The sequence below is a fragment of the Phytoactinopolyspora limicola genome (genome assembly GCF_011320225.1).
GTDB lineage: Bacteria > Actinomycetota > Actinomycetes > Jiangellales > Jiangellaceae > Phytoactinopolyspora > Phytoactinopolyspora limicola.
In genome coordinates this window covers 1-23,374 of the sequence record NZ_JAAOEN010000007.1, presented here as the reverse complement: position 1 = coordinate 23,374, position 23,374 = coordinate 1, and the positions used below count along the sequence as shown (strand labels likewise).

Annotated in this window: 25 protein-coding genes; 15 read left to right on the top strand and 10 right to left on the bottom strand. The window is 65.9% G+C overall.

Features of this window, described 5'->3' with window-relative positions; translation table 11 throughout:
• Nucleotides 1-15: 15 nt before the first annotated feature.
• Entirely contained in the window at nt 16-1,392 is a 1,377-nt protein-coding gene (locus G8760_RS17165; protein ID WP_166353411.1) for a serine hydrolase domain-containing protein, read from the bottom strand.
• 42 nt (nt 1,393-1,434) lie between these two features.
• Nucleotides 1,435-3,048 carry an ABC transporter substrate-binding protein gene (locus G8760_RS17160; RefSeq protein WP_166353409.1) on the bottom strand — a complete coding sequence of 538 codons (1,614 nt, stop codon included), beginning with the start codon at nt 3,046-3,048 and terminating at the stop codon, nt 1,435-1,437.
• Between the two features lie 231 nt (nt 3,049-3,279).
• Between G8760_RS17160 and G8760_RS17155 the strand changes: the two genes are divergently transcribed.
• On the top strand, nt 3,280-4,203 hold the full coding sequence (locus G8760_RS17155) for a LysR family transcriptional regulator (protein WP_166353407.1): 924 nt from the start codon (nt 3,280-3,282) through the stop codon (nt 4,201-4,203).
• Between the two features lie 109 nt (nt 4,204-4,312).
• Here G8760_RS17155 and G8760_RS17150 read toward each other — a convergent pair whose 3' ends face one another.
• Nucleotides 4,313-5,500 (bottom strand): ROK family transcriptional regulator, encoded by a 1,188-nt coding sequence (locus tag G8760_RS17150; RefSeq protein ID WP_166353405.1) that lies wholly within the window; start codon nt 5,498-5,500, stop codon nt 4,313-4,315.
• Nucleotides 5,501-5,742: 242 nt separating this feature from the next.
• On the opposite strand from G8760_RS17150, the gene G8760_RS17145 reads away from it, so the two are divergent.
• The 7 genes from G8760_RS17145 (at nt 5,743) to G8760_RS17115 (ending at nt 11,574) form a co-directional block, all read left to right on the top strand.
• Nucleotides 5,743-6,600 (top strand): LLM class flavin-dependent oxidoreductase, encoded by an 858-nt coding sequence (locus G8760_RS17145; protein ID WP_166353403.1) that lies wholly within the window; start codon nt 5,743-5,745, stop codon nt 6,598-6,600.
• A gap of 204 nt (nt 6,601-6,804) precedes the next feature.
• Nucleotides 6,805-7,830, top strand: a complete 1,026-nt coding sequence (locus tag G8760_RS17140) for a YdcF family protein (RefSeq protein WP_166353401.1) — start codon at nt 6,805-6,807, stop codon at nt 7,828-7,830.
• 57 nt (nt 7,831-7,887) lie between these two features.
• Entirely contained in the window at nt 7,888-8,496 is a 609-nt protein-coding gene (locus tag G8760_RS17135; protein WP_166353399.1) for a class I SAM-dependent methyltransferase, read from the top strand.
• Between the two features lie 112 nt (nt 8,497-8,608).
• On the top strand, nt 8,609-8,857 hold the full coding sequence (locus G8760_RS17130) for a hypothetical protein (RefSeq protein ID WP_166353397.1): 249 nt from the start codon (nt 8,609-8,611) through the stop codon (nt 8,855-8,857).
• Between the two features lie 79 nt (nt 8,858-8,936).
• Nucleotides 8,937-10,424 carry a C2 family cysteine protease gene (locus G8760_RS17125; protein WP_166353395.1) on the top strand — a complete coding sequence of 496 codons (1,488 nt, stop codon included), beginning with the start codon at nt 8,937-8,939 and terminating at the stop codon, nt 10,422-10,424.
• Nucleotides 10,424-10,936 (top strand): hypothetical protein, encoded by a 513-nt coding sequence (locus G8760_RS17120; protein WP_166353393.1) that lies wholly within the window; start codon nt 10,424-10,426, stop codon nt 10,934-10,936. Before G8760_RS17125 ends, G8760_RS17120 begins: the two co-directional genes overlap by 1 nt.
• Nucleotides 10,937-10,965: 29 nt before the next feature.
• A complete protein-coding gene (locus tag G8760_RS17115; protein WP_166353391.1) occupies nt 10,966-11,574 on the top strand; it encodes a hypothetical protein in 609 nt (202 codons plus the stop codon).
• Between the two features lie 33 nt (nt 11,575-11,607).
• On the opposite strand, the gene G8760_RS17110 is transcribed toward G8760_RS17115, so the two are convergent.
• Complete coding sequence (locus G8760_RS17110) at nt 11,608-12,351, bottom strand: TetR/AcrR family transcriptional regulator (protein ID WP_166353389.1); 744 nt, start codon at nt 12,349-12,351, stop codon at nt 11,608-11,610.
• 81 nt (nt 12,352-12,432) lie between these two features.
• On the opposite strand from G8760_RS17110, the gene G8760_RS17105 reads away from it, so the two are divergent.
• Together G8760_RS17105 and G8760_RS17100 are read left to right on the top strand one after the other, a co-directional pair.
• Complete coding sequence (locus tag G8760_RS17105) at nt 12,433-13,440, top strand: ABC transporter ATP-binding protein (protein ID WP_207782454.1); 1,008 nt, start codon at nt 12,433-12,435, stop codon at nt 13,438-13,440.
• Nucleotides 13,433-14,230, top strand: coding sequence for an ABC transporter permease (locus tag G8760_RS17100; RefSeq protein ID WP_166353387.1), 798 nt, complete (start codon nt 13,433-13,435; stop codon nt 14,228-14,230). The genes G8760_RS17105 and G8760_RS17100 overlap by 8 nt, the downstream gene beginning before the upstream one ends.
• Nucleotides 14,231-14,244: 14 nt before the next feature.
• Here G8760_RS17100 and G8760_RS17095 read toward each other — a convergent pair whose 3' ends face one another.
• Together G8760_RS17095 and G8760_RS17090 are read right to left on the bottom strand one after the other, a co-directional pair.
• Nucleotides 14,245-14,454, bottom strand: a complete 210-nt coding sequence (locus tag G8760_RS17095) for a PspC domain-containing protein (RefSeq protein WP_166353385.1) — start codon at nt 14,452-14,454, stop codon at nt 14,245-14,247.
• 133 nt (nt 14,455-14,587) lie between these two features.
• Nucleotides 14,588-15,007: a VOC family protein gene (locus G8760_RS17090; protein WP_166353383.1), complete on the bottom strand. Its 420-nt coding sequence runs from the start codon at nt 15,005-15,007 to the stop codon at nt 14,588-14,590.
• 68 nt (nt 15,008-15,075) lie between these two features.
• Between G8760_RS17090 and G8760_RS17085 the strand changes: the two genes are divergently transcribed.
• From G8760_RS17085 to G8760_RS17070, 4 genes are all read left to right on the top strand, one after another.
• Entirely contained in the window at nt 15,076-15,675 is a 600-nt protein-coding gene (locus G8760_RS17085; RefSeq protein WP_166353381.1) for an HAD family hydrolase, read from the top strand.
• A gap of 129 nt (nt 15,676-15,804) precedes the next feature.
• Nucleotides 15,805-16,566: an ATP-binding cassette domain-containing protein gene (locus G8760_RS17080; RefSeq protein ID WP_207782453.1), complete on the top strand. Its 762-nt coding sequence runs from the start codon at nt 15,805-15,807 to the stop codon at nt 16,564-16,566.
• Nucleotides 16,566-17,852, top strand: a complete 1,287-nt coding sequence (locus G8760_RS17075) for a hypothetical protein (protein ID WP_166353379.1) — start codon at nt 16,566-16,568, stop codon at nt 17,850-17,852. Before G8760_RS17080 ends, G8760_RS17075 begins: the two co-directional genes overlap by 1 nt.
• Nucleotides 17,849-18,475, top strand: coding sequence for a hypothetical protein (locus G8760_RS17070; RefSeq protein WP_166353377.1), 627 nt, complete (start codon nt 17,849-17,851; stop codon nt 18,473-18,475). The genes G8760_RS17075 and G8760_RS17070 overlap by 4 nt, the downstream gene beginning before the upstream one ends.
• A 48-nt stretch (nt 18,476-18,523) precedes the next feature.
• Here G8760_RS17070 and G8760_RS17065 read toward each other — a convergent pair whose 3' ends face one another.
• Complete coding sequence (locus G8760_RS17065; RefSeq protein ID WP_425502350.1) at nt 18,524-19,693, bottom strand: fatty acid desaturase family protein; 1,170 nt, start codon at nt 19,691-19,693, stop codon at nt 18,524-18,526.
• 131 nt (nt 19,694-19,824) lie between these two features.
• Nucleotides 19,825-20,898, bottom strand: coding sequence for a ferredoxin reductase (locus G8760_RS17060; RefSeq protein WP_207782452.1), 1,074 nt, complete (start codon nt 20,896-20,898; stop codon nt 19,825-19,827).
• 212 nt (nt 20,899-21,110) lie between these two features.
• Between G8760_RS17060 and G8760_RS17055 the strand changes: the two genes are divergently transcribed.
• Nucleotides 21,111-21,743 carry a TetR family transcriptional regulator gene (locus G8760_RS17055; RefSeq protein ID WP_166353373.1) on the top strand — a complete coding sequence of 211 codons (633 nt, stop codon included), beginning with the start codon at nt 21,111-21,113 and terminating at the stop codon, nt 21,741-21,743.
• A gap of 100 nt (nt 21,744-21,843) precedes the next feature.
• Here the strand turns inward: G8760_RS17055 and G8760_RS17050 are convergent, their stop codons facing one another.
• Nucleotides 21,844-22,479 carry a hypothetical protein gene (locus G8760_RS17050; RefSeq protein WP_166353371.1) on the bottom strand — a complete coding sequence of 212 codons (636 nt, stop codon included), beginning with the start codon at nt 22,477-22,479 and terminating at the stop codon, nt 21,844-21,846.
• A 228-nt stretch (nt 22,480-22,707) separates the two neighbouring features.
• Nucleotides 22,708-23,253 carry a DUF1697 domain-containing protein gene (locus tag G8760_RS17045; RefSeq protein WP_166353369.1) on the bottom strand — a complete coding sequence of 182 codons (546 nt, stop codon included), beginning with the start codon at nt 23,251-23,253 and terminating at the stop codon, nt 22,708-22,710.
• Nucleotides 23,254-23,374: the final 121 nt, after the last annotated feature.

Sequence of the window (23,374 nt, the reverse complement as noted above, 5' to 3'; positions counted from 1 at the left end):
CACAGGATGGTGTTGTTAGGCGACCCGGGGCGTCGCGCGGATTCCGAAGTGCAGATACGGCGTGCCGTCCGGCAACGAATAGAAGGTGACCGGGGCCCACGCGTCCATACCCGGGATCCGGACGACGAACAGGTCGTCGGTGACCGGCACGAGATCGAGTTCGACGGGTTCATGAGCCAGCCCGGGCACCTGCTGGGTGTCCGTGAGCCGTAGCCGCGGTCCCGGCGCACCATTCATGATCTCCACTCGAGCACCGCTTCGTTGGTATGTCCCCACGTGCGGGGCGACGTCGACGTCGGCGGGTTGTGCCGGCGGCGTGAGTTTGGGCGGCATGTCGAGCCCGGCGACCTCCCGGAACACCTCGCGGGTGATGGTGTCGTCGAGCTCCAGCGTCCGCCCACCGTTGGTGAGGAGGACCACGGCCAGCTCCAGGTCGGGCAGGCATCGCAGGAACGCCGATTGGCCGATGGTTCCGCCGTCGTGCCCGATCACCCGTCGTCCATTCCAGTCGTCCAGGAACCAGGCGATGCCGATGGAGGGGGTCTTCGAATGCGGATCCGGCAGCTTGGCCTGTTCTTGGTGCATTGACGCGACGGAGTCCGCGGTGAGCAGGGGAGTGCCGTCGACGGCCAGGCCCCGCGCCGACTGAAGCCGCGCGAAGGTGAGGAGGTCGCGGGCGGTCGAGCACATCGTCGCCCCCGCGGGGCCGATCGACCGTGGCATCAGCCACACCTCGGTCGGGCGTGGATCTTCGTCGCCCATGTGGACATGTCCGACCGCCGCGCGGCGCAGCAGGGCATCTTCGGGCAGCGTGACGGTGTCGGCGAGTCCGGCCGGGCCCAGCAACCGCTGTCGCATCGCATCGTCCCAGCACCGGCCGGTGAGCTTTTCGATGACGCGGCCGGCGACGACGAATCCGCCGTTGCTGTAGGACCATGTCGCGGCGGGTGGGTGGGTCATCGGCAGCCCGGCGAGGGCGGACACATAACGTTCGACGCAGTCGTCGCCGCGGCCGGTGTCGTGGAAGAAGTCACCGGCGATCCCACTGGTATGGGTCAGGAGGTGCCGCATCGTGATCCGGGCGGTCGCCTCGGCATCACTGAGCCTGAGCTCGGGTAGGTACGTCATCACTGGTTCGTCGAGATCGAGGGTGCCCTCGTCGACCAGGGTCATGACCAGTGACGCCGTCAACACTTTGGTGATCGATCCGATCTGGAACAGAGTGTCGGTGGTGACCTCGACGCCGGTGTGGACGTTCGTGACTCCGTGGACCGCCGTCACGGTCTGATCTCCGTACGCGATGCCGAGCACGGAGCCGGGGACGGCGTATCTCCGAGCCAAGTCGGCCAGCCGATGCTGCCAATGCCGCTGGTCGAGCGTCGCTACGCTCATATCGTCTCCTTCGGGTGGCGATGATGTTGAGCGGCCGGCAGGTCAGTTTGCGCGGAGGCGAATGGTGGGGGCGACGATTCCGTCCTGGCCGCGCGCGGCGGACACCCCGTCGAGGTATGTCGGCACGTAGTCGTCGGCGAACATGACGACGTCATACGCGGCGAACAGGGCTTGTTCCGCTTCTTTCCACTTCGGGCAACTGTCGGTACCGGGCAGTTGCATCGCTTCGGCGACGGCTGAGAGATAGGCGTCGTTGTCGATGTGGGAGAAGTTGGTGCCGTCCGGAGGTGTGGCGCCGGAGAAGAAGGGGACGAGTTGGCTGGGCATCCGGGTGTTCAGCGAGACGAGTGCGGCGTGCCAGGTGCCGCCCGTGTCGAACACCACCGAGTTGAACGCGACGGGAGTCGTGCTCCTGCTGGTCGCGTCTACCCCGACCTCGCGCCATTGCTGGGTGATCAGCTCTGCCGCGGACGTGTTGCCCGGCGGGGTGTTCTGATGAATCACGGTCATTTCCAGCCGCCGCCCGTCTTTCTGCCGGACACCGTCGGTGCCTTCGGTCCATCCGGCCGCGTCCAACGTTCGGCGTGCGGCCTCGACGTCGCGTTCCAGGAGATAGTCGCTGACCGCGTCGTAGTCACACGCGGCCGGTTCGAGCGCCGATACCGATCGCGACATCTCGCCGGTGCCACTCGTCATCACCGCCATCAGCTCATGGACGTCCAACGCCTGCGTCAGCGCGCGCCGGACCTCTTGATCAGCGCCGGGCTCTCCGCTTGTTTGATTGAAATACAGCTCACCGACGACACCCCGACTCGTCAGCTGGTCGAAGTCCTGCGACTCGAACCGCTGGCGGTCGACCCCGGTGACCGTCACCGCGTCAAGCTCACCAGCGAGAAACAGGTTGACGGCGGTAGCTTCGTCCTCGACGACGCGCAGGACGATTGTTTTTGGTGTTCCGGGTACGGAAGCGGTGGTCTCCTCCGGCCCCCACGCGTAATCGTCGCGCCGTTCCAAGGTGTAGGAGTCGCCCGTCGCGACGTCGGCCACCTGATACATGCCGGAGCTGATCGATGCGCTGGTCAGGAGTTCCGGGTCGGTCAGACCGGCTTCACACGCGATGAACAGTTCTCCGGTGCTGTGGAACAGGAAAGGGTCGGGCTGCTCCACGGTGATGGTGACCGTCCGGGCGTCGTCGTCGGCGGTGACTTCCAGGTCGTGCGGAACGAACACGCCGCGAATGGGGGATCCATTGGCGGGGTCGACGATGAACTCGAAGTTCGCGGCCACCTGGCTGGCCGCCAGCGCCGTGCCATCCGAACAGGTCACGCCGTCGCGGATGGTATAGGTGACCGATGTGGGCGTGACGTCCCACGAGTCGGCGAGCCAGGGCAGCGCGTCTCCATCCTGGGTGAAGTACACCAGCTTGTCGTGTGCGAAGGCGATCACCGTTCGTGAGTTCGAGTCCGTGGTGAGGTGCGGATGCAGGTTGCCCGCATCACCCGCGACCGACGTGGTGAAGGTTCCGTTGACGACGAACTCGCCGTCATGAGTGGCGCCCCCGTTCCCGTCTCCGCCGTCGCCAGCGGCTGAGGCACATGCCGAGACGAGCAACAAGGCCAGCATGCCGGTAGTTCCGATCATCGACGTGATACGCATGGCGACTCCTTGGGTCAGAGCAGCGGTTCCGGCGCCGGTCCTCCACCACTCCCGGGGTGGCGTTGCGGGCCGGCCAGCGACGATCCTGGCGTGGGTTCTCGGAGGTCGTGAGTGGCATGGGGCACTGTGCGTTGTCCGGAGACGCCTCCATGCGTGACAAGCGTGGAACATTGAAACGCTCAGGTAAAGCGAAGAGAATAGGACAATATAGTTAAGCAGAGGTGGACTATCGTGCGATTCGACCTCCAGCGGATGCGTGTTCTGCGAGAGCTACACCATCGCGGCACGATGGCCGCTGTCGCCGAGGCGCTGTCTTACAGCACGTCGGCGGTGTCCCAGCAGTTGGCCACCCTGGAGAATGAGCTTGGCGTGTCGCTCTTCGTGCGGGACGGACGGCGCGTCCGGCTGACGCGCGAAGCACTGATCATCGTCAAACACACGGAACGTATCCTCGGTGAACTCGAACAGGCCGAGGCGGAGATCAGTTCCACGTACGACGAGGTAACCGGCACGCTCAACGTGGCTTCGATGCAGACGATGACCCTCGCCGTCCTCCCGACCATTCTCGGCCGCTTGAAGCAGGAGCATCCGAAGCTCACGGTGACGGTCACTCAAGCAGAACCCGACACCGCGATTCCGCGGCTGCTGGTGGGCGACTTCGACCTGGTGATCAACGAGTCGTACCCCTCATGGCCGAACATCCAGACACCTGGTGTCTCGGTGCAGACGTTCGGCACGGACCAGCTCCGGCTGGCCATCGCCGAGCCGCTGCTGCCGGCCGGAGGTTTCACCGGCCTGCACGACCTCACCGCCACGTCGTGGGGCATCGAGCCTGAAGGAACGCCGGCGCACGATTGGGTGCGCTACGCCTGCCGGAAAGCGGGCTTCGTGCCGCACGTCGTGGTGACCACTGCCGACATGATCGCCCAGGCCCGTTTTGTCGAGGCAGGCCTCATCGTGGCCATCTTGCCCGACCTGCTCTGGTCATGTATTCCGTGTCAGGTCGAGCTTTACGATCTCACACCGCCGAGCTACCGCGAGCTGCAAACAAGCATTCGTGTCGGTTCCGAGGACAATCACGCCGTTGTTGCCTTCCAGCAGGCGCTAGCTGCCACCTGGGCCGATGTGACAGGCGGTGCGGGGTCCCTCCTCTAGAGGCTCCCCCTCCCATGATCATGAACACTTTCCCGGGCTATCGCCCGGGAAAGTGTTCATGATCATGGGAGGGGGCAGTCCTGATCTGGCCGGGTAGGCCGAGTGCTGACTATGAAGGCTGGTTCGCGGACGCCGGCTCTTGCGACCCGGACTCTTCGAGTAGCCACTCCCAGCCCGCGTCGACGGCGTCGCCCACCGCACCTCGCAAGACCGTGTCTTCGAGGAAGGGCGAGAGCCTACAGTCGACGTCGACGGCGCCATGAGCGGCGAGACGTTCGACGAACGCGGCGATCAGCGCTGGCCCGGAGCGGGCGATGGCGCCCGAGATCGTCACCGTGTGTAGATCCAGCCCGACACAGATCGGGGCGATGGCGGCCGCCAACGGGTCGACGCCGCGTCGGAGGGCTTCGGCGGATCGATCGTCGCCGGCTTCGGCCCGGGCGATGAGCTCTTCGGTCGAGACGTCGGGCGCACCTCCGAGCAGCGGCAGCCGGCTGGCCGGCACCACCTCTTCCAGTTGCCGGATCTCCCCGGTGACAGGATCGGGTAGGAGCAGTGATCCCAGCTCGCCGGCCGCTCCAGTCCGGCCGCGGTACACCTGACCGTTGAGCACGATGCCCGCGCCGATCCGCTGACCCCATTGCAGGCCGAGGAACGTCTGTGGCACGTCGTCCACCGTGCACATCGCCCTGGCAGCGAGATTCGCGTCGTTGTCGACGGCGACCGCACCGCCGATATGTCCGCTCAGAGCAGTGGCGACCTGCGCGCCGTTCCAGCGGCCGAGGCTGCTCCGGAGCGTAATCTGCCCGGACCGTGGTTCGACGATTCCCGGGCTCGCCACGGTACCCGTGACGACGGCCGTTGGCGGGAGGCCTAGTTCGTCGAGGCACTCATGCACCATCGTGCCGAGCAGATCCAGCATGCGCTCGCCCAGCGGCTGTTCGTGCCACCGTTCTCGTCTCGCCTGAGTTTCGCCGTCCAGGCTGGCGATCTCCACGACGGCCCGGTGTCCGCCGGCGTCGGCGCCGAAGACCGCGAAGGTGCTCGGTGCGATGCCGTAGCGGACCGCGGGCCGGCCGGCGGCGCCGATCGGCTCGTACCGTTGCAGCCAGCCACGGCCTTCGAGAGCGGCGATGATCTGCGCGACCGTCGGCCTGGTCAGGGAGGTCAGCTCGGTGAGCTCGACGATCCGCGCCGGTCGGCCCACGTGTCGCAGCGCCCACAACACGTGCCGGGTGTTCATGAGTCGAAGACGCCCGGTGCCGCGCGCCTGATCCTCGATCGGTGTCGGGCTCACTGTTTGATCATAACGGCATATACAAAGGAACCTTGTTTAAATCGCCTGAGCCGCGATCCCCGAAGGTGACCGGACTTCCTGGCTTTCTATGCCGGATAAGGCGCCGAAGTGTGCGGCGATGCGTCATTAGAAGCCAGGAAGTCCTGGAGCGTCGCAGGGGTCTGCGTCCGCCTTGACCTCAAGTTCGGTTGACATACGAGACTGAGGGTGCCGTTGACTTCCGAGAAGAAATGGAGCCGGTCATGGATGTCGGTATCGGCCTGCCGAGCCACCTCGAGGGTGTATCTGGGCGGATGATCGTGGAATGGGCGCGCCGGGCTGAACGGCGCGGATTTTCTACGATCAGCGTCAGCGATCGCCTCGTGTGGGCGACGCCGGAACCTCTGGTGACGTTGGCCGCGGTGGCCGGCGCTACCTCGCGGATCGGCCTGCTGACGAGTGTCATGCTGGCGCCGCTGCGGACCAACCACACCCTGTTTGCCAAACAACTGGCCACCCTGGATCAGCTGGCCGGCGCCGGTCGCCTGCGGCTCGGCCTCGCACCCGGGCTGCGCGAGGATGACTTCGAGGTGAGCGGCGTGGACTACCGATCCCGCGGCCGGCAGTTGGTTGCGCTGATCAAGCGTTTGGATGAGGTGTGGTCCACCGCCGAAGGTGTTGGTCCGGCGCCGGCCACTCCCGGTGGTCCGCCGTTGTTGTTCGGTGGGACATCAGACGCGGCGCTGCGCCGGATCGTCTCCCGGGGCAATGGGTGGATCGCTGGTGATGCGACGACGGCCGACCTTGATGGTTTCGTCCCCACGCTCGGCAAGGCCTGGGCCGACGCCGGGCGCGACGCCGAGCCTACGGTGATCGCCTCGGTGATGTACGCGCTCGGGCCGCAGGCGCGCGACGCGGTCGCGACGGCGCTGAACGCCTACTACGCGTTTGGAGGCCAGGAGTACGTCGATTACGGCATCGACATTGCTTACACCACGGAACAGCGTGTTGCCGGCGCCGTCGATGAGTTCGAGCGGGCCGGATGCGACGAGCTGCTTTTTATGGGCAACGACGCCGACCCGGATCAGGTCGACAAGCTTGCTGACGCCGTCGGCCTGTAGCGCGACGGGTCAGGTACAACAGGGTCCCCTCCCCATGAGTTCGGATTGACGGCAGAGGGGCGTGTGGCCACGTGGCCAAGTGCCCCTCCGATCGGCGCTGAAACCGATACATTGCATCGGGCGTGTTGCAGCTGTCGGCTGGGCGAAAGCCGCTGGCGGCTCGACACCCGCGGGCTCGATGAACATGTTGACGGGGAGAAACTCATGTTGCCGACCTATGTCAGCTTCGCTGCTGGCATCACCTTGATGATGGCAGGAATCGTCGCTTTCGTCCGTGAACGCCGACGGCTGCGGAACACGGTGTTCTTCCTGGTCGGGTTCGGGCTGGCGGCGTTGTCGGGGCTGATCATCTTCGATGCCAACGGCTGGTTCGGGGCGGCGCCGATGATGCTGGTGGCCGGCACGGTGGTGATCTTGCTTCTGGGTTATCCGGTTCTGATGATCTTCCTCATCGCCAACGGCGTCATGATGTGGCGGCGGGAGTCGCGCAGCCTGGGCAACCTACTGTCGCTCGCCCTCGGGTTGGCGATGTTGATCGTTCCTCCTTTTCTCATCCGCCTTGGCGGCTGGTTCGATCAGGGCGAGTCCGGTGCGGCGGTGTGGGTGGCCATCGTGTTCTTCCTCATGAGCTTCACCGCGTATGTCGGGTTCTGCTTCCTCGCGTTCTTGTTGGCCGCTATCGCTTACCGGCGGGTGCCCAAACGTTTCCGGCCGAGGTACGTCGTCGTGCTCGGCTCGGGGCTGATCGGGGGACGGGTGCCGCCCCTGCTGGCGGCCCGTCTCGACAAAGCCATCGAGGTGGCAGCCAGTCAGCCGTCGCGCCCGGTGATCATCCCGAGCGGGGGGCGTGGCGCTGACGAAGACGTGGCGGAAGGGGTGGCCATGGCGGCCTACCTTCGCAATCACGGGGTACCGGACGACACGATCCGCATCGAGGACAACGCCCGCAACACCCGCGAGAACCTGCTGTACAGCCGGGACTTGATGGACGATCCCGACGCGGCGACGGTGGTCGTCACCACCGGCTACCACGTCTTCCGCACCGCGATGCTCACCCGGTCGGTGGGCCTCAACGCCCGCGTCCGGGGCGCCCGGACGGCCGCGTATTACGTGCCGAGTGCCTTCCTGCGGGAGTTCGTGGCGGTGATGCGTGAGCACGTTCGGCTGAACGTCTTCCTGGTCGGCTGCCTGGCCCTGTTCACCGGTGCCCTGCTCGTCGTCGCGGTGTGATGGATCCCGGGCGGGACGCCCGCCTGGCGGCGGGTCCGGCACGGGTAGCGTGGGCGCATGGTGACGACGGATGTGGTGAAGGCGGCCTACGGTGCACGTGCGGCCGAGTACAGGGACAAAGTAGGGACTATGGACGTCGTGCATGCCGCCGACCGCGATCTGGTGCTGCGCTGGGCGCGTGGGTGTGAAGGGCCGCTGATCGATGCCGGCTGCGGGCCTGGGCAGTGGACCGACTTTCTGCGGCGTTCGGGGGTCGACGTCGAAGGGATCGACGTTGTCCCGGAGTTCCTCGCCCTGGCGACGGACAGGTTCCCCGAGGCGACGTTTCGGCGGGCCCGGCTGGAGGCGCTGGGGGTGGAGGACGGGGCGCTGTCGGGGGTGCTCTCCTGGTATTCGTTGATCCACACCGAACCCGAACACGTCGGGCCGGTGCTCCAGGAGTTCGCCCGGTGCGTGCGCCCGGGTGGCGGTCTTCTCCTCGGGTTCTTCGAATGGCCTCAGCTGGAGCCGTTCGCGCATGCGGTGACGACGGCCTATCGGTGGCCGGTCGATGAACTGGCGCACCGGGTCGAGGATGCGGGCTTCTCCGTGCGGGAGCGGCACGTTCGCAGCGAGCCGGATATCCCGCCACTTGGCGCCATCACGGCGGTACGCCAACCCGCCTAGGAGTCAGGTGCGAGACACTCTATGGGGGAGCCGGGGTGCGCGGTCACGTCGCACCGCAAAGGTCTAGACCTGTTATTTGATCTTACCGGTCCCGGCTGGATAGGGTTTCGACGTGGCACCACCGAACGAAATCGATCCGCCTACCATCGAGGCGGCAGGCACCCGGCTCACTGGCGTCGCCCCAGAGGCCGAGCACGCGATACCAGATATCTACAAACCCGACCTGGATGGCATGAACAGCGATGAGGCCGTGATCGACGGGCGGGTCAAAGCCGTCGAAGTCCTCCAGGTTCTCCGCAGCCGAGCTGAACACCAGGGCAAACTCGACCTGGCCGCGTACGAGCAGTACAAGGACATTTGACGTGATGTTCGGCCTGTCTTCCGAAAAACCAGCGTTCGAGCACGACCCCGAAGTGTGGCGAGAACAGGCGCGCGGATTTGTGAGCGCTGCCGATGCCGCGGCGGCGATCGCCCGCGATACCAACACCGCCGCCAGCGAAGCCGTCTGGAAAGGGCCGATGCCGGACGAGCGGCTGGCTCGGATGGAAGAACAGGCCCGGGACGCCTTTGGTGTCGCCGACGCCTGTGCCGAGATGGCTCAGGCCTCTGATCGAATCGCCCATGAGGCTGACCAGGCTGCTGCCGCGATAGCCGACCTCGGTGATGACTGGGACGAGGCGGGTAGCGGGTTCGCGCGGTTGGCCGTCGCTGCTGCCGCTGAAGAAGTCCGCCAGCAGTTCGACTCCAATACCGCCAGGGCGCGTGCCGTTCTGGCCGACCGGGCATCCTCCTTGCAGCCCGTGATCGACCGTGGCGACCCACTGGACTTCCTGTTTGGCCCCATTCAGGTGCCCGGCGGCCCGTACCTCGGCGAGCAACTGGACGATGACGCGGCGAACGAATACTTCGAGACCGGCCACTTGATCGACCCCGAACACGTCTCGGAGATCAAGGACGCCTTCACCGGGTTGCCCGACGGAGAGCAGCCACCGGAGGACTGGAACGCGTGGGCCCGAGAGAACGGCTACCGGCCGGAAGAGGTCGCGGCGGCACTCGATGAACTCGACGCCGCTGAGCGCGCCGCGCTGGATCAGTGGCTCGCGGACAACAAGGGTGACCTCGAGAACGACGCGACGTACCCGAACTCGCCGGCTCAGGGGTTGACGTCGTTCCTCTGGCAGAACATGCGGGCCGACCAGATCGACGAGTTCCACAACGACATCCCCAACCTCGAACCGACCCTCTGGGGCGACGCCAACGGCTGGGTCGATGGCGAGGTGGAGATGGGCGTGGACTTCGACATCACCGACGGCGGCTCCGGTATCGCGCAGATCGATCAGGGCAGCCTCGGAGACTGCGCGACGTTGGCGTCGCTGGCCGCTGCCGTGGCCGCCGATCCGACGTTCGTCGACCGGCACATCACCGAGAATGCCAACGGCACGTACACGGTGAAGCTCTACGACGAGAACGGCATGCCGGTCTACGTCACCGTGAGTGGTCACATCCCAGCCGACAACGGCAACCCGATCTACAACGGCCGCGGCCTCGATGGCGAGATCAACTGGGCGTCGATCTACGAGAAGGCAATGGCTCAGTACCAGGGTGGTCACTATGAAGGCATCGACGGCGCCTATACTCCCGACCGACTCAACACCACCGTCGGCAACGGAAACGAACGTACCGACCTGCCCGCCGACGGGGTGTTCGGCGAGATGCAGGAGGCGTTCGAGAACGGTCAGCCGGTCATCATGGGCGGTGGCGGTCATGCCTATGCTGTAGTCGGCTTCGAGGACGGCCGGGTGTTGGTGATGAACCCGTGGGGCGGTGATGGCAGTGTCATCGCGCTAACGGAAGAACAGTTCAACTCCGGTGAGTTCCCTCCACCAGGCGACAGATGGCCCGACTTCACATACGTGGCGGTGACGTGATGGCTGAACAACAACGGGAGGGCGGCGGCGCGCCGTCGGTGGCAGTCGAGCTCCTCGACCCGCCGGTGGATGATCCGACCGTTCACACGCGTACCAGCATGGCCCGGGTGGCGGCGGGGGCGCCTGAGGGCACGAATCTGTCGATTATCCACATCACGGCGCCACCGAGTCAGAAACCATCGATTCAGGTGGGCTCGGCGGCCGACCGGGAGACCGCACCATGGGCGCATCTCACCACGTCCGGCCTGTGGGACGACGTGCGGGTGGCCGGTGATACCGCCACGATCACCTACCGACTGGCGTGGAGCCCCACCCCCAAGCGGTCGCTTCAGCGCGGCTCCAAGGTCGCCGTTTCCTACACCGACGAGGTCAAGGTGGGCGACACGGTGACGCATGGCCCACTCACCTACGACGTCGTCGGAATCACCGACACCGGCGACGTCACAACCAGCCACGTCGATCTGGCGATCCGGTTCGATCCCACCATCCCGCTGACTGAGGACACGCCCTGACCAGGCGGAATGGGCGGCCTCGGGGCGCCGTGGCCGCGGCGGTGGCCGCCGTCGCGCTGATCATGGCCGGCTGCGGTGACGATTCGACGGTCGCCGACGATCCCGCGCCCACCGCTGGCAGTACGGTGGACGACGGCGAGATTCCCGACGGCGAGCCGACCACGGCCACCACGGCTATCGAGTTGTGTGAACCCGACCTCGCCGACGACCCCATCCAGGACCGGTCGGAGTTCGCCCTCGTCGCCTGCGATGCGCCCGACGGCACGAATCTGTCCATCGTCTATGTGACCCCGCCAGCCGGTCAGGACATCGCGGTGCAGGCGAGGTCGTCGGCGGACCGTGACGAAACCCCACGTGTCACGTTGCAGGCCCGCGGCATGTGGCCGGATATCGGCACGGGTGTCACCACCGTCGATGGCGACCGGGCTAGCTTCCGGTACACCTTGTTCTGGTATGCCGACGGCGCGGGCACGAGCGAACGGGTCGAGCGGGCCTTCGAGGACGAGGTCGCCGTCGGCGACACCGTGACTCACGGCCCGCTCACCTATGAGGTCCGCGGCATCACCGACACGGGCGACCCGGAGACCAGCCACCTCGACCTGGCCGTCACGTTCGACCCGGCCGAACCGCTGGAGTAATCACCTGGCCCGGACGCCGCGCGGGCGGCAGAGTCACGAGGTGTGGTGCGGGGGTGGGGCCTCCGGCAGGTCGCTGATCAGCCGTCGGACCCGTTCGACATCCGGGAGCAGGGAGGCGCCATCGGCACCCGCCGGTGGTGGTTCGTCGGCGTCGCCCGTCGTGCCCGTGAGGAGTCGGCGCAGGCCGGCCCGCATCAGCGGGCCGTCGATGGAGCCGGCGCCGCTGAGCGCGAGGATGGAAACACCTTGGTCGAGTGCGGCCATGAGCTGTGCGACGTCGTCGACGGGCAGGGGGTCGTCCGGCCGTCGGCCGGAGACTGCGACCCGCCGGTAGGCGTCGACCATCACCTGGACCCGCGCGCGGAGTGCCTGGCTGAGGGTGTCGTCGCGGGCGGCGGTGGCGATGAATTCCAGGGTGGCCAGGCCGAACCCGTGTAAGTACGCGGCCGCTTCCCGGGTGCTCTGCGGCAGCGCGCCGGACGGCTCGGTGGCCCTCGAATCCACTGCCTCGAACGGATCCCAGCTGTCGCCGCGTAGGGCCTCCAGGTTGTGGTCCAGCACCGCGAGGAACAGCTCGGCTTTGCCGCCGAAGTTCGAGTAGACCGCGCCCTTGGAGTACCCGGCGTCGTTGGCGATGTCGTCCAAGCTCGCGCCGTGATAGCCGTCGCGGGTGAAGGCCGCGAGTGCCGCACCGATGAGCGCATGACGAGTCTCGAGTTGTCGCTCGGTACGGGTGCGCCGGGTCCGGGGGGTGGACGTCGAGCGGTGTGGATCCATACCACCAGCATAACTTGACGTACCGTTGGCATCTAGATACTAATAGTATTTGAATACTGTTAGTATCTAACTAACGTCGGTATGAACGCTGCTGGAGGGCCCGAGGTCATGGTGAACGGCGCGGTGTTGGAGGTCGAGAACCTCACCAGGCGGTTCGGTTCGGTCATTGCGAACGACCAGGTCGGGCTGAGAATCCGGCCGGGCGAAGTCGTCGGGCTCCTGGGGCACAACGGTGCGGGCAAAACCACGTTGGTCTCCCAGGTGGTCGGACTGCTCCGCCCCGACGGCGGTTCGATCCAGGTGGCGGGGGTCGACGCCATCGCCGATCCGGCTACCGCGCGCCGCTGCGTGGCGCTACAAGCCCAGTCGCAGGCACCAATCGACGGCCTGACCCCCAGGGGCGCCATCGAGATCGCCGGCCGGCTGCGCGGCATGTCCCGAGCCGATGCTCGGCGCGCGGCGGAAAAGATCGCCGACGAGCTGGATATCCACGAGTGGTTCGACCGCCGGGCCCGGCCCGACGGCGGTGGGCTGTCGGGCGGGGTGCGGCGCCTGACCGCTTTCGCCATGGCCGCCGTCGCGCCCGTTCCCTTGGTCATCCTCGATGAGCCGACCAACGACGTCGACGCCGCCCGGCGGCGCCGCCTGTGGGACGTCGTCCGCCGGCTCGGTGACGACGGTGCCGGTGTGCTGCTCGTCACCCACAACGTCGTCGAGGCCGAACGGGTAGTCGACGAGCTCGTCGTACTCGACCACGGCACAGTCGTCGCCGCCGGGTCGCCCAGCCAGCTGCGCGGCGCGAACGATCACCACCTGCGCCTCGAACTCGCGCTCCATCCGCACCACCCCGACCCGCTCACTGATATCCCGGTGCCGGTCACCCGGCGGGTCCGGGCCAGCCGGCGGGTACTACTCACCATCGACGCGCGCCACGCGGAGGCCGCCGTCGCCTGGGCGACGACACTCGCCTCGGAAGGACGGATCGAAGGCTACGCGCTGGGTCCCGTCACCCTCGAGGACGCCTACCTCGCCGCCACCGGCGACGCCGCGGACGCAGCCACCACCCCGGAGGAAACCGCCCATGTCTGAGCTGACCGTGTCCACGTCACCGGTCCGGGTGCCCACCGGCGTTCCGCCGCGGATCGGCCACTGGACCACCTACCGGACCTTGCTGCGTTGGGCCACAGCCCAGGTCGGAGCGATGCTGCCGCTGGTGATCGTCGTCCAGGCGCTGCTGGCCGCCGGGATCATCGTCGGGTTCGGGCTGCTCATCCCCGACATCGACACCCCGACCGCCCAGTTCCTCGCCACGGGTGCGCCGACGGTGCTGCTGATGGTCGTCGGCCTGGTCATCGTTCCGCAGGGTGTAGCGCAGGCACGCACCAGCGGCACGTACACCTATCTGCGTATGCTGCCGGTGCCCCGCCCATTGCTGCTGCTGGCCGACCTGACGGTGTGGCTGCTGGTCGCTTTGCCGAGCATCGCCGTCGCGGTGATCGTTGCGCAGTTGCGGTACGGCTTCGGGTACACCTTCGACTGGCCCTTGCTCGTGGCCGCCGCCGTCCTGATCGCGGTGATGGCGACGTCGGTCGGCTACGCGATCGCGGTGAGCCTGCCGCCGCTGCTGGCCCAGCTCGTCTCACAGGTGTTGGTCTTCTTCGTGATGTTGTTCTCGCCGGTGACGTTCCCGGCGGCGCAGCTTCCCACCTGGTTCCAATCGGTCCACGATGTGCTGCCGTTCCGGCCCGCGGCGGATCTGCTCCGTGCCGGCCTGCTGACGGACGCCTACTCGGCGAGCTGGCGCGACCTGGTTGTCCTGCTGGTGTGGTGCGTTGTTGGCCTTGCGGTCAGCATCCGCGCGTTGATGCGCCGCGGCTGACCACCGTCCGGTGGTTAGTGGTCCCAGGCGGCATACGAGTCTCGCTCCTCCGGGATCAGTAGCCATCCAGCGATGTAGGCCACCGCGGCCGTTCCCAGCGTGCAGATGGCGAGAACGACGGCACCCAACCGAACCAGCGTGGCATCGATCTTGAAGTAGTCGGCGACGGCGGCGCACACCCCGGCGAGCATCCGGCCGTCTCGGGGACGGGTAAGTTTCTTCATGTGTCCAGCATGCCTCGCGGGCACCCGTCAGCACCTCAGGAATTCACCTGAGTGGTCCCTGATCTGCGGGCCCTGGTGGTCAGGGGTAGCCGCCGCGATGCACCGCCGCCGGCAGGTCGGGCCTTGCGCGTGTTTACGTGGTCCACTGACGGTGGCTCAGGACAAGAAGGTATCCGTCAGGGTCCTCGAACGTTGCGCCCCACTGCTCCCAGTACGGATTTCGCGCCGTCACCCGCTTTCCACCCGCGTCCGTGACCCGTTGTGTGGTTCGTTCATCGAGGCCGTCGCCGAGGTAGAGCACGAGGAGATCCTCCGCCGACGGCCGGCTGCTGGCCGCGGCATCGGCATCGGCGACGAGTTCGAGGTGCCACGATGCGCCGGGCAGGCCGAGCATCACCAGGTCGTGCTCGTGTGGCGGCCGGGGTTCGTCGGAGTGGGTGGTCCGCCACAGAACGTCCATACCGACGCCGTGCCGCCAGAAGTGCTCGGCGACTGCCAGGTCCCGCGACGGGCGCGCGATCCTGAGGTGAGGGACGGTGGCTGGACGTGTCATGGACCTGCCCTTCTAGTGCCGGGTGTGGGAATGGTAGCGCCGCCGTTGGTCCGGTAACGTGCGCCGCTATGTGTATAGGGGTGCTCATGATCGATGTCGACGGGGTGGTGGTTCGTCGACCAGAGGGGCGGCCATGGTATGTGAACCTGCAGGCCGATCTCGGCATTGATCCAGCCATGCTCAACACGCTCTTCTTCGGTGAGCACTTCGACGACGTCGTGTGCGGACGCGCCGACCTGTTCGAGCGGCTCGACCTGGTGATGCCGATGCTCGGCCATGTTTCGTCCCGTGAACTCGTCGACTATTGGTTCACGCAGGACGCGACGCTGGATGACCAGCTACTCAGTGATCTCGAGCAGGCGAAGGCCCAAGGATTCGACCTTCACTTGGCTACCGTCCAGGAGCACCACCGGGCGCGGTATCTGTGGGATACCCTGAGCCTGCGCGAGCACTTCACCCGGATGCACTACGCCGCAGACGTCGGGTATGGCAAGACCGACGCCGCCTTCTACCGCGTCATCGAGTCACGTACCGGCTTGCGTCCGGCCGAACACTGCCTGGTCGACGACAGCGAGCCGAACGTCGTCGCCGCCCGACGCGTGGGCTGGCGTGCCTTCCACTGGACGCCAGAGGCGCGGGTGGCGGATGTGCTCGAGGAGTGTGGATGAGAGCTCCGGTGAGCCTCCTGGCTCAGAGTTGCGGATAGCGGCGGGTCGGCCGGGTCTATTCGCAACTCTGAGCCAGGAGGTACTACCCGACGCAAGCTGGACCATTGAATGACCTACTGGGTGAGGGGCGTGAGTGTGGGACTCCGGATCGAGGGTGTGTCGTATGCGTATCGGCGAAAATCTGTCCTCTCGGATGTGACGTGGACGATCCAACCTGGTGTCACCGGGATTCTTGGGCCGAACGGAGCGGGAAAGTCGACGTTGTTGTCGCTGATGGCGACGTTGCAGAAGCCGTCACGCGGTCGGATCGTGCTGGGCGACGCCGACCTCAGCACCCCCTCCGGACGGCAATCAGCACGGCGGGTTCTCGGGCTAGTGCCGCAGCGGTTCACCCTGGCTCCCGAGATGCGGGTTCACGACACGGTGGCCTACGCCGCGTGGATTCATGGCGTAGCGGATCGCGAGTGTGACGAGGCTGCCGCGCGTGCCCTCGACGAGGTTGGCCTGGGCGATCGCGGCCGGGACCGGGTGCGTGCGCTCTCCGGTGGGCAACGCCAGCGGGTGGGCCTTGCCGCCGCGCTGGCGCATGATCCTCAGGTGATCTTGTTGGATGAGCCGACGGCAGGCCTTGATCCAGGACACCGCCTGCGGTTACGTGAGCGAATCACGCATCTGGCCGAGGGGCGCACGGTGGTGATCGCGAGTCACTTGATGGAGGACATCGAACATCTCTGCGGCCACGTCGGCGTGCTCGTGGAAGGCCGACTCGCGTTTACCGGAGGTGCGGCGGAACTCCACGCGCTGGCCGCGGAAGGGATCGGCGCCGACTCACCGGGGTCGACGTTCGAGCGTGCCTATGACGCCCTGATGGCCCGACTTGGAGCCTATTGATGTTGCGGCCCATCGTCCGATCCACCTGGCTGCCGCTCGGCATCGTGCCCATCGCGGTTCCCGCTGTGTTGATCGCCGTGCTGGCGGCCGCACCCGGAGTTGCCCGGCTGAGCTGGCCCCATCTGGTGTGGCACAGCACCGCGCAGTTGATGCATGAGCATCTGCTGCTGTCGGCGCCGGTTGCTGCCGCCGGGGCAACCTACGTCGCCACCCGGATCTCCGCCCGGGGTCGAATCACCAGCCAGCCCTATGCACGTCGTGCGGGTAGTTCGGTTTTGCTGCGGACGCTGCTGGTGTTGTGTGCGGCGTTCGTCGGCGCGTTCGTCGTCGGGATGGCGCCGTTGCTCGTTCGCACGTCGCTGCTGGCGGAGAACTCGACCCCAGCCATCCTGCCCATGGTGACCGGCCTTGTTGGCATGATCGTCGCGGTGGTGGTCGGTTATACGGTCGGCATCGTTGTTTCGTCCACGTGGGTGTGGCCGCTCGTGCTCGTCGGGGCCTTCGTCGTGTTGGCGATGCCAGCTGAGATGCCGCGGCTGGCGGCGGTGGTTCCGGTGACCTCGTGGGAGTTGGGCCTGCAATGGCGGGAGGCCACGGCGTTCCAGCTCTATCGGCTCACCGTCCTGATACTGATCGGACTTTTGGCTGCTCGAATCGCGGTGAGAGCGCTGAAACGGGTGAACCGGTGGCGGCGTCCGTCGGCTCTGACGGCTCTTCTCACAGTCGGGACCGCCGCGTTCATCGTGCTGCCGTTCCAGGTCGATCTCACCCGGATCGAATGGGCCGGTCCGGTCGACGGGGTGTGCGAACAGGACGGACAGGTGACGTACTGCGTTCACCCTGCGCGGGCCTCGCAGCTCGGGGCCATGCGATCGGGGACGGAGCGTGTGCTCGCTTGGACGGGTGTTCCGGATGATGACAGCGTCCTCGTCGTCGACGCTGCTCTAGCTTCGGCCGACGACGACCCTTCTGGTGGCGTGGTCTGGATCTACCTGGGCTCAGATGTCGCACCCGAGCAGAGCAGCACCGAGGACACTGCCTACTTTATGAGCGGCTTTCCCTCCTGCGAAGGTCCAACGAGTGAGCGCGCCACCATCCAGAGCAAGTCGTTGGCACACGAACTCAACGTCGCGTTGGTGAGTGTGTCCACTGCGGAGAACACCGACGACCACCGCGTCGAACGAGGTCCTTTCGCCGGGCTGAACGCTCGCGAGTTCAGCGAGTGGTACGACGCGAACGCCGGGCGTATTCGCGAGTGCGCACTGTCCGATTCCGATCTTCGGTGAGGGTGCTGCGGCGGGTGATGCTCGCCCGCCGGGTCCTGCTGCTCGGCGTGCTGTTCGTGGTTGGCACCGGGCTGGGTCTGCTCTCGGCGCACGGCACGATCCGCATTGATCTGAACCCGCTGGTGGAAAGCCATGTGTTACCCGCCTCGGCGCTGATCACTGTGGCGGTTGCGGCGTGTGGTGCGACGATCTCCCGGCCCCGCTTGTACAGCTGGGAGCGGATCGGTGCACGGGGGAGAGCGAGTACCTCCGCTGCCGCGGTAGCCGTGGTGGGGATACTCGCATCACTTGCGCCGGCCATCGGTCCGTTGATCCGCTGGCCGGATGAGATGGCGCGGGGGTGGCTCATCGCCGACTCGTTGGTCTTAGCCTGCGCGATCTATGTCCTGGGTGCGCTGATTTCGCCATTACTTGCCGGCGGCGTCGTGGCCGTCGCGTTCTTAGCGCACGGCGTCGCGTACAACGTCGGGGTTGTCCCCGACGTTGTCGACACCTTGTCCGGCATACGCGCCGATGTGAGCTGGTACGTCCCCGTCATTCTGCTGACGCTTACGGTGGTCGTCCACGCGTCGACACGGGGCGCTACGACGTTCGCGCACCGCCTGGGCCGCAACGAACACTAGGTGCGACGACGCTGACCGCTACGACGCTGGCCGCTACGACGCTGACCGCTACGACGCTGACCGCTCCGGCACCGGGACGTCAGCGTGGGCAGCGGCGGCTTGTTGGGCCTCGCGCAACGCCTTCGACTCGGGGCTGTTGCCACACTGGTAAGGATCAGCTGGCTTCTTCGCGAACACGGCCAGCTGCTGGGCGACGCTGAGTACTTGTTTCGACAGCCGGCCGGTGTTGTAGGGCAGTCCGTACTTCTCTACGAGGCGGCGGACGTCCTTGGCGACCTCGGGGTACCGGCGGGCCGGAATGTCGGGGAAGATGTGATGCTCGATCTGGTGGCTGAGGTTGCCAGTCATGAGGTGGAACAGTCGTGTGCCGCTGATGTTGGCCGACCCGAGGAGCTGGCGCAGGTACCACTGGCCCCGGGTCTCGTTCTGGGCCTCTTCCTCGGTGAAGGTTTGCACGTCGGCGGGGAAGTGGCCGCAGAAGATCACGTTGAACGACCAGACATTGCGGATGACGTTGGCCACGACGTTGCCGCCCAGGACGGCCAGCGGTACCCACCACGACGTCAGCGGGATGAGCGGCACTGCCAGGGCCGGGAACAGCAGGTAGTCCTTGAACACCTGGCGGCGGATCTTGCGCCAGGCCCGCTTCTTTTGGGCCTCGAACTCGGCTTTCGAAATCTTGCCGCTGAGATAATCGCTGCGTTCGACGCCGTGGTGCATCACACCCCACTCGAAGACGAGCATCAGCATGAACGCGATCGGCAAGTTGAACCGGTGCCGCGGATACCACGGCTGGCCTTCGTCGACGCGGAACAGGTCGTAGCCGATGTCCCGGTCCATCCCGTGAATATTCGTGTAGGTGTGGTGGACGTAGTTGTGGCTACGCTTCCAGTCTTCCGCGGGGGCGACGATGTCCCACTCGTAGCGTTTGCCGTCCACCATGGGGTCGTTCATCCAGTCGTACTGGCCGTGCATGACGTTGTGCCCGATCTCCATGTTCTCGATGATCTTGGAGAGGGCAAGGAAGGCGAGGCCGAGCAGGAAGACCGGCCAGAAGAACGGGAAGAAGAGCCCGACCCGGCCCAGAACCTCGAACGAGCGCTGCACTTTGATGACACGGCGGATGTAGTTGGCATCAGCCTGCCCGATATCGTTCAGCACCCGCTGGCGCACCTCGTCGAGCTCCTGCCCGAACTCTTCGAGCTGCTCGTAGGTCATGTACTCCAGCCCGATGGTGGAGCGTTTGTCGGCGTCCTCGCTGACGAGCGGTTTCGGTGCCTCGTTGTGGTTCACCGCGCTCAGCGGCTCGATGGGTGCGTGTTTCTTGGGCAAGGTTGTCTCTCAATCACTCACAGAGCCACGTTCACGTCGCCAACCGGCACGTTCACACAGATCTTGATGGTCTCGTCGGTGTTGGCGGATACTTCTCCGCTGACGACGTGCCGGACGGCACCGTGGTTCTTGCGGATGGCGCAGGTGTTGCACACTCCCATCCGGCATCCGAACTCCGGTGTGAGCCCGGCTGTTTCGGCCTGCTCGAGGATGGTCGCGCCAGAGTTGTCGACGACGGTCGCGCTCTTCTCGAACGTCAGTGTGCCGGTGGCGTCGGCAGCGTCGAGGTCGATGGCCGGAACCTTGAAGTACTCCGTGCGAAGCTGCTCGGTGGCGCCGAGTTTGTCGTACAGATCGTTCACGGTGGCGATCAGCCCCGCCGGGCCGCACACATAGGTGGGTGTCCGTGCCGGGTCGATCCCGAGATACTCCAGGTGCCCGGCGTCGAAGCGTCCGACCAGTTCGGCACCGGCCGCGGGCTCTCTGGTGTAGACGCGCAGCACCCGAGTGGACGGCCCGGACGAGGCGATCTGATCGAGTTCGTCGGTGAACATTTCGTCCGCACGTGACCGGGCGTAGTGCAAGAACACCACCCGGCCGGAGTGGCCGGTGTCGCGGAACGTCCGCAGCATCGACATGAGCGGTGTGATCCCGCTGCCGCCGCTGATCAGCAGCAGGAAGTCTGGCACCGGGTCGGGTAGGACGAAGTCGCCCTCGGCCTGGGATAGGTAGACGAGAGTCTTCGGCCGCAGTTCGTTGTGGAGGAACTGTGAGACATAACCGTCGGGATGTGCTTTAACCGAGACGGCGAACAGGCCGTCCCGGCGGGTCCGGGAGCTGGAGACGGAGAAGCACCGGATCTTGCGGGTTCCGTCGACTTCGACCCCGAACTGAACGTGTTGTCCTGGCACGAAGCCACGCCATGCGCCGTTGGGGCGCAGAAGGACGGTGGTGGCGTGGGCGGTTTCGCGGACAACCTCGACGACCCTCGCCCGCACGTGATTCACGGTCAGCATCGGGTGCAGTTGTTCAAGGAAGTGGTCGATCGAGTGGGGCGACGTCAGGGACGCTACGGCACGCGAGCCGAGCAAGCGCCGGACGATACCGATGGAGGCCTCCCGATCGATTCAGTAAACAGACGTTCACTTGAAGTGTCCGCGATACGGAGTCCAGCAGGCAACACGGAGTATGTGTGATATGCGACACGTTGGTGCATCTGTTCACTCGGCTGACGAAGCACAACGATATCTGGTGGTCAGCGCGGGCCCCGAGATAGCGTCGGCGAAAGCTCTATGCTGTGGGAATGTCCGAGGCCATCCGCTCCGTCACCAGGCAGGAGCAGAAGGAGCGCACCCGCGAGGCCATCCTTGCCTCCGCGCTCGAACTGAGCCAGGAACTCGGCTTCGCTCAAGTCAGCATCCGCCAGGTGACCCGGCATGCGGGCATCGTGCCGGCCGCGTTCTACCGGCACTTCGAGTCGATGGAGCAGCTCGGCCTAACGCTGGTGGAGCAGTCGTTCGCCACGTTGCGCCGGATGATCCGGGACGCACAACGTGACCCGCACGTGTTGGACAACATCATCGACGAGTCCGCACGGGTCCTCGTCGAAGCCGTGCGACAGAACAAGGCCCATTTCGGCTTCGTCTCCCGCGAACGTATCGGTGGCTCACCAGTGGTGCGCGAGGCCATCCGGCACGAACTCGACCTGTTCGTCAGCGAACTGGCGGTGGTACTCGCCAGACTTCCCAACATCGAGAACTGGCACAGCGACGACGTCCGGATGGCCTCCCGGCTCTTCGTGCGGAACATGGTCGACCACGCCGAGGAACTCGCCGAACTTCCGGTGAGCAGCGACGGGCTCGAGCACCGGATCAGGGAGCGGGCGAGGCGCGAGATGCGGCTGATCGTCATCGGGTTCCGCGACTGGCACTCGTGAACCTCGCTTCGTTTCACCTGCCCCCGCCCCCGTGGATGCCGGCCGCTGCCTAAGAACGCGCGGGTTCTAAGCATGCGGAGAGTGTGGATATACGGCCAGCTCAGATCTGTAGCAGATCCTCGGCCAGGGTCTCCGTTTCGTCGGTGATGCTGCCGTCGGCGTGCAATGTGACGGTCCGGCGCTCCAACCTCAGGTTGAACTGCACGTACGTGGTGACCGTGAAATCCCCGTCGGCTTCGACGACATGTGGTGGATCAACAACGGGACCGAACTCGTCCTCGACGCGGCGCATCTCCTCCTCGAACTCCGGCCACAACTCGATGTCGTCGACGTCCTCGAGGAGATGGGTGACGTAGTCCGAGCCGCCCTGCGCCGTCATCGTCAGGTAATCCCGAGCCGCGACCAACGCCATCTCCGGATCGGAGATACGCCCCGGATCCGCCGTCAGCATGGACTCGAAGCGTTCGGGAAAGCTGGTCAGGATGAGAGTCGCATCGGCGCTGGTGGCGACGTCCCACTGCTCGGTGTGAATCTCGCCGTGGTGAACGACCTCATAGATCTCCCACTCGTCGAGGTACGGGACGTCGTGCAGGTGCATCGTCGTCTCCTGATCGGAGCGCAGGATCTCGGCAAAGCTCTCGCTGCCCTGACCTTCGAGGTGTTCGCTCATCTGAGCCGCGACGTCGGCGTCGTACGAGTCGTCGTCCGTCCCCCCACCGGTACAGGCGGGCACCACAAGGAGCACAGTAAGTAGGCCCACTAGTGTCGTGGCCCTTCGGCGGTGGGCCGCGGGGCCGGAAGGTCCATGGCTGCCAGAGCTGCTCCAGAAGATCATCACGTGTTATGGGACGGTCGGCGCTGCCCGGATGGTTGCGGGTGTTACCAGCCTGAGACATCGCGCGGCAACGATCACCGAGGGGCAGGGCGTACGTACAACAACGATCACCTGCTGGAGACGCCCGAATCACAGCTTCTTGAGAATCCGCTCTACGGTGAGCCAGGTGCGGGTGGTGATGTCTTTGCCGAAGGTCGACTCCAACCAGCTCATGAAGTCGGGTGTGGTGGAGCCGGTGGTGTCGGTCGACGCCAAGACCACGTTGGCGGATGCGTCGTAGCCCATAACCTGCATAGCCGGGTCCGGTGGCTGGGGCAAGGGGGTGACCGTCGTGGACGGCGGTTCTTTCAGGAACGTAGCGGTGAGATAGGTGGCCTTGCCGTGGGTGAGCCCGTCGAACACGGTGGTGCTGGTGAACAACGTCTCCAGTTGTGCACGGCTACGGACGATGGTGCCTCCGGCGATACCCAGACGTTCCCGAAGCCCGTTCTGGATGGTGTCCTCCAAGGCGGCGGCGCTGGTGCCGCCCGAGGTGCTGAAGACGATGTTCCCGCTGGACAGTACCGACCCCACAGCCTCGAATCCGAGTTCGGTGAAGACCTCGCGAAGTTTGTCGTTGCGCATATTGGGCTGGCTCGGCGCGATGCCCCTGAGCAGTGCTACGTACCTGTCCATGGGGAAGAACCCTACGTCTCGACGTCCTCCGGCTCGCCCCCCACACCCGTGATCGTTGTTGGTTTTCGGCCCTCATCCCCGGTGATCGTCGCCGGTTTCGTGTCGCCATGGCGACACGAAA

Excerpts from the sequence above, each read along its gene's own strand:
- G8760_RS17075 (WP_166353379.1), top strand. The coding sequence starts at position 16,566 with ATGTTGCGGCCCATCGTCCGATCCACCTGGCTGCCGCTCGGCATCGTG.
- G8760_RS17085 (WP_166353381.1), top strand. The coding sequence starts at position 15,076 with ATGTGTATAGGGGTGCTCATGATCGATGTCGACGGGGTGGTGGTTCGT.
- G8760_RS17110 (WP_166353389.1), bottom strand. The coding sequence starts at position 12,351 with ATGGATCCACACCGCTCGACGTCCACCCCCCGGACCCGGCGCACCCGT.
- G8760_RS17105 (WP_207782454.1), top strand. The coding sequence starts at position 12,433 with ATGAACGCTGCTGGAGGGCCCGAGGTCATGGTGAACGGCGCGGTGTTG.
- G8760_RS17165 (WP_166353411.1), bottom strand. The coding sequence starts at position 1,392 with ATGAGCGTAGCGACGCTCGACCAGCGGCATTGGCAGCATCGGCTGGCC.
- G8760_RS17140 (WP_166353401.1), top strand. The coding sequence starts at position 6,805 with ATGTTGCCGACCTATGTCAGCTTCGCTGCTGGCATCACCTTGATGATG.
- G8760_RS17055 (WP_166353373.1), top strand. The coding sequence starts at position 21,111 with ATGTCCGAGGCCATCCGCTCCGTCACCAGGCAGGAGCAGAAGGAGCGC.
- G8760_RS17045 (WP_166353369.1), bottom strand. The coding sequence starts at position 23,253 with ATGGACAGGTACGTAGCACTGCTCAGGGGCATCGCGCCGAGCCAGCCC.
- G8760_RS17120 (WP_166353393.1), top strand. The coding sequence starts at position 10,424 with ATGGCTGAACAACAACGGGAGGGCGGCGGCGCGCCGTCGGTGGCAGTC.
- G8760_RS17145 (WP_166353403.1), top strand. The coding sequence starts at position 5,743 with ATGGATGTCGGTATCGGCCTGCCGAGCCACCTCGAGGGTGTATCTGGG.
- G8760_RS17160 (WP_166353409.1), bottom strand. The coding sequence starts at position 3,048 with ATGCGTATCACGTCGATGATCGGAACTACCGGCATGCTGGCCTTGTTG.
- G8760_RS17135 (WP_166353399.1), top strand. The coding sequence starts at position 7,888 with ATGGTGACGACGGATGTGGTGAAGGCGGCCTACGGTGCACGTGCGGCC.
- G8760_RS17095 (WP_166353385.1), bottom strand. The coding sequence starts at position 14,454 with ATGAAGAAACTTACCCGTCCCCGAGACGGCCGGATGCTCGCCGGGGTG.
- G8760_RS17090 (WP_166353383.1), bottom strand. The coding sequence starts at position 15,007 with ATGACACGTCCAGCCACCGTCCCTCACCTCAGGATCGCGCGCCCGTCG.
- G8760_RS17065 (WP_425502350.1), bottom strand. The coding sequence starts at position 19,693 with ATGACCTACGAGCAGCTCGAAGAGTTCGGGCAGGAGCTCGACGAGGTG.
- G8760_RS17100 (WP_166353387.1), top strand. The coding sequence starts at position 13,433 with ATGTCTGAGCTGACCGTGTCCACGTCACCGGTCCGGGTGCCCACCGGC.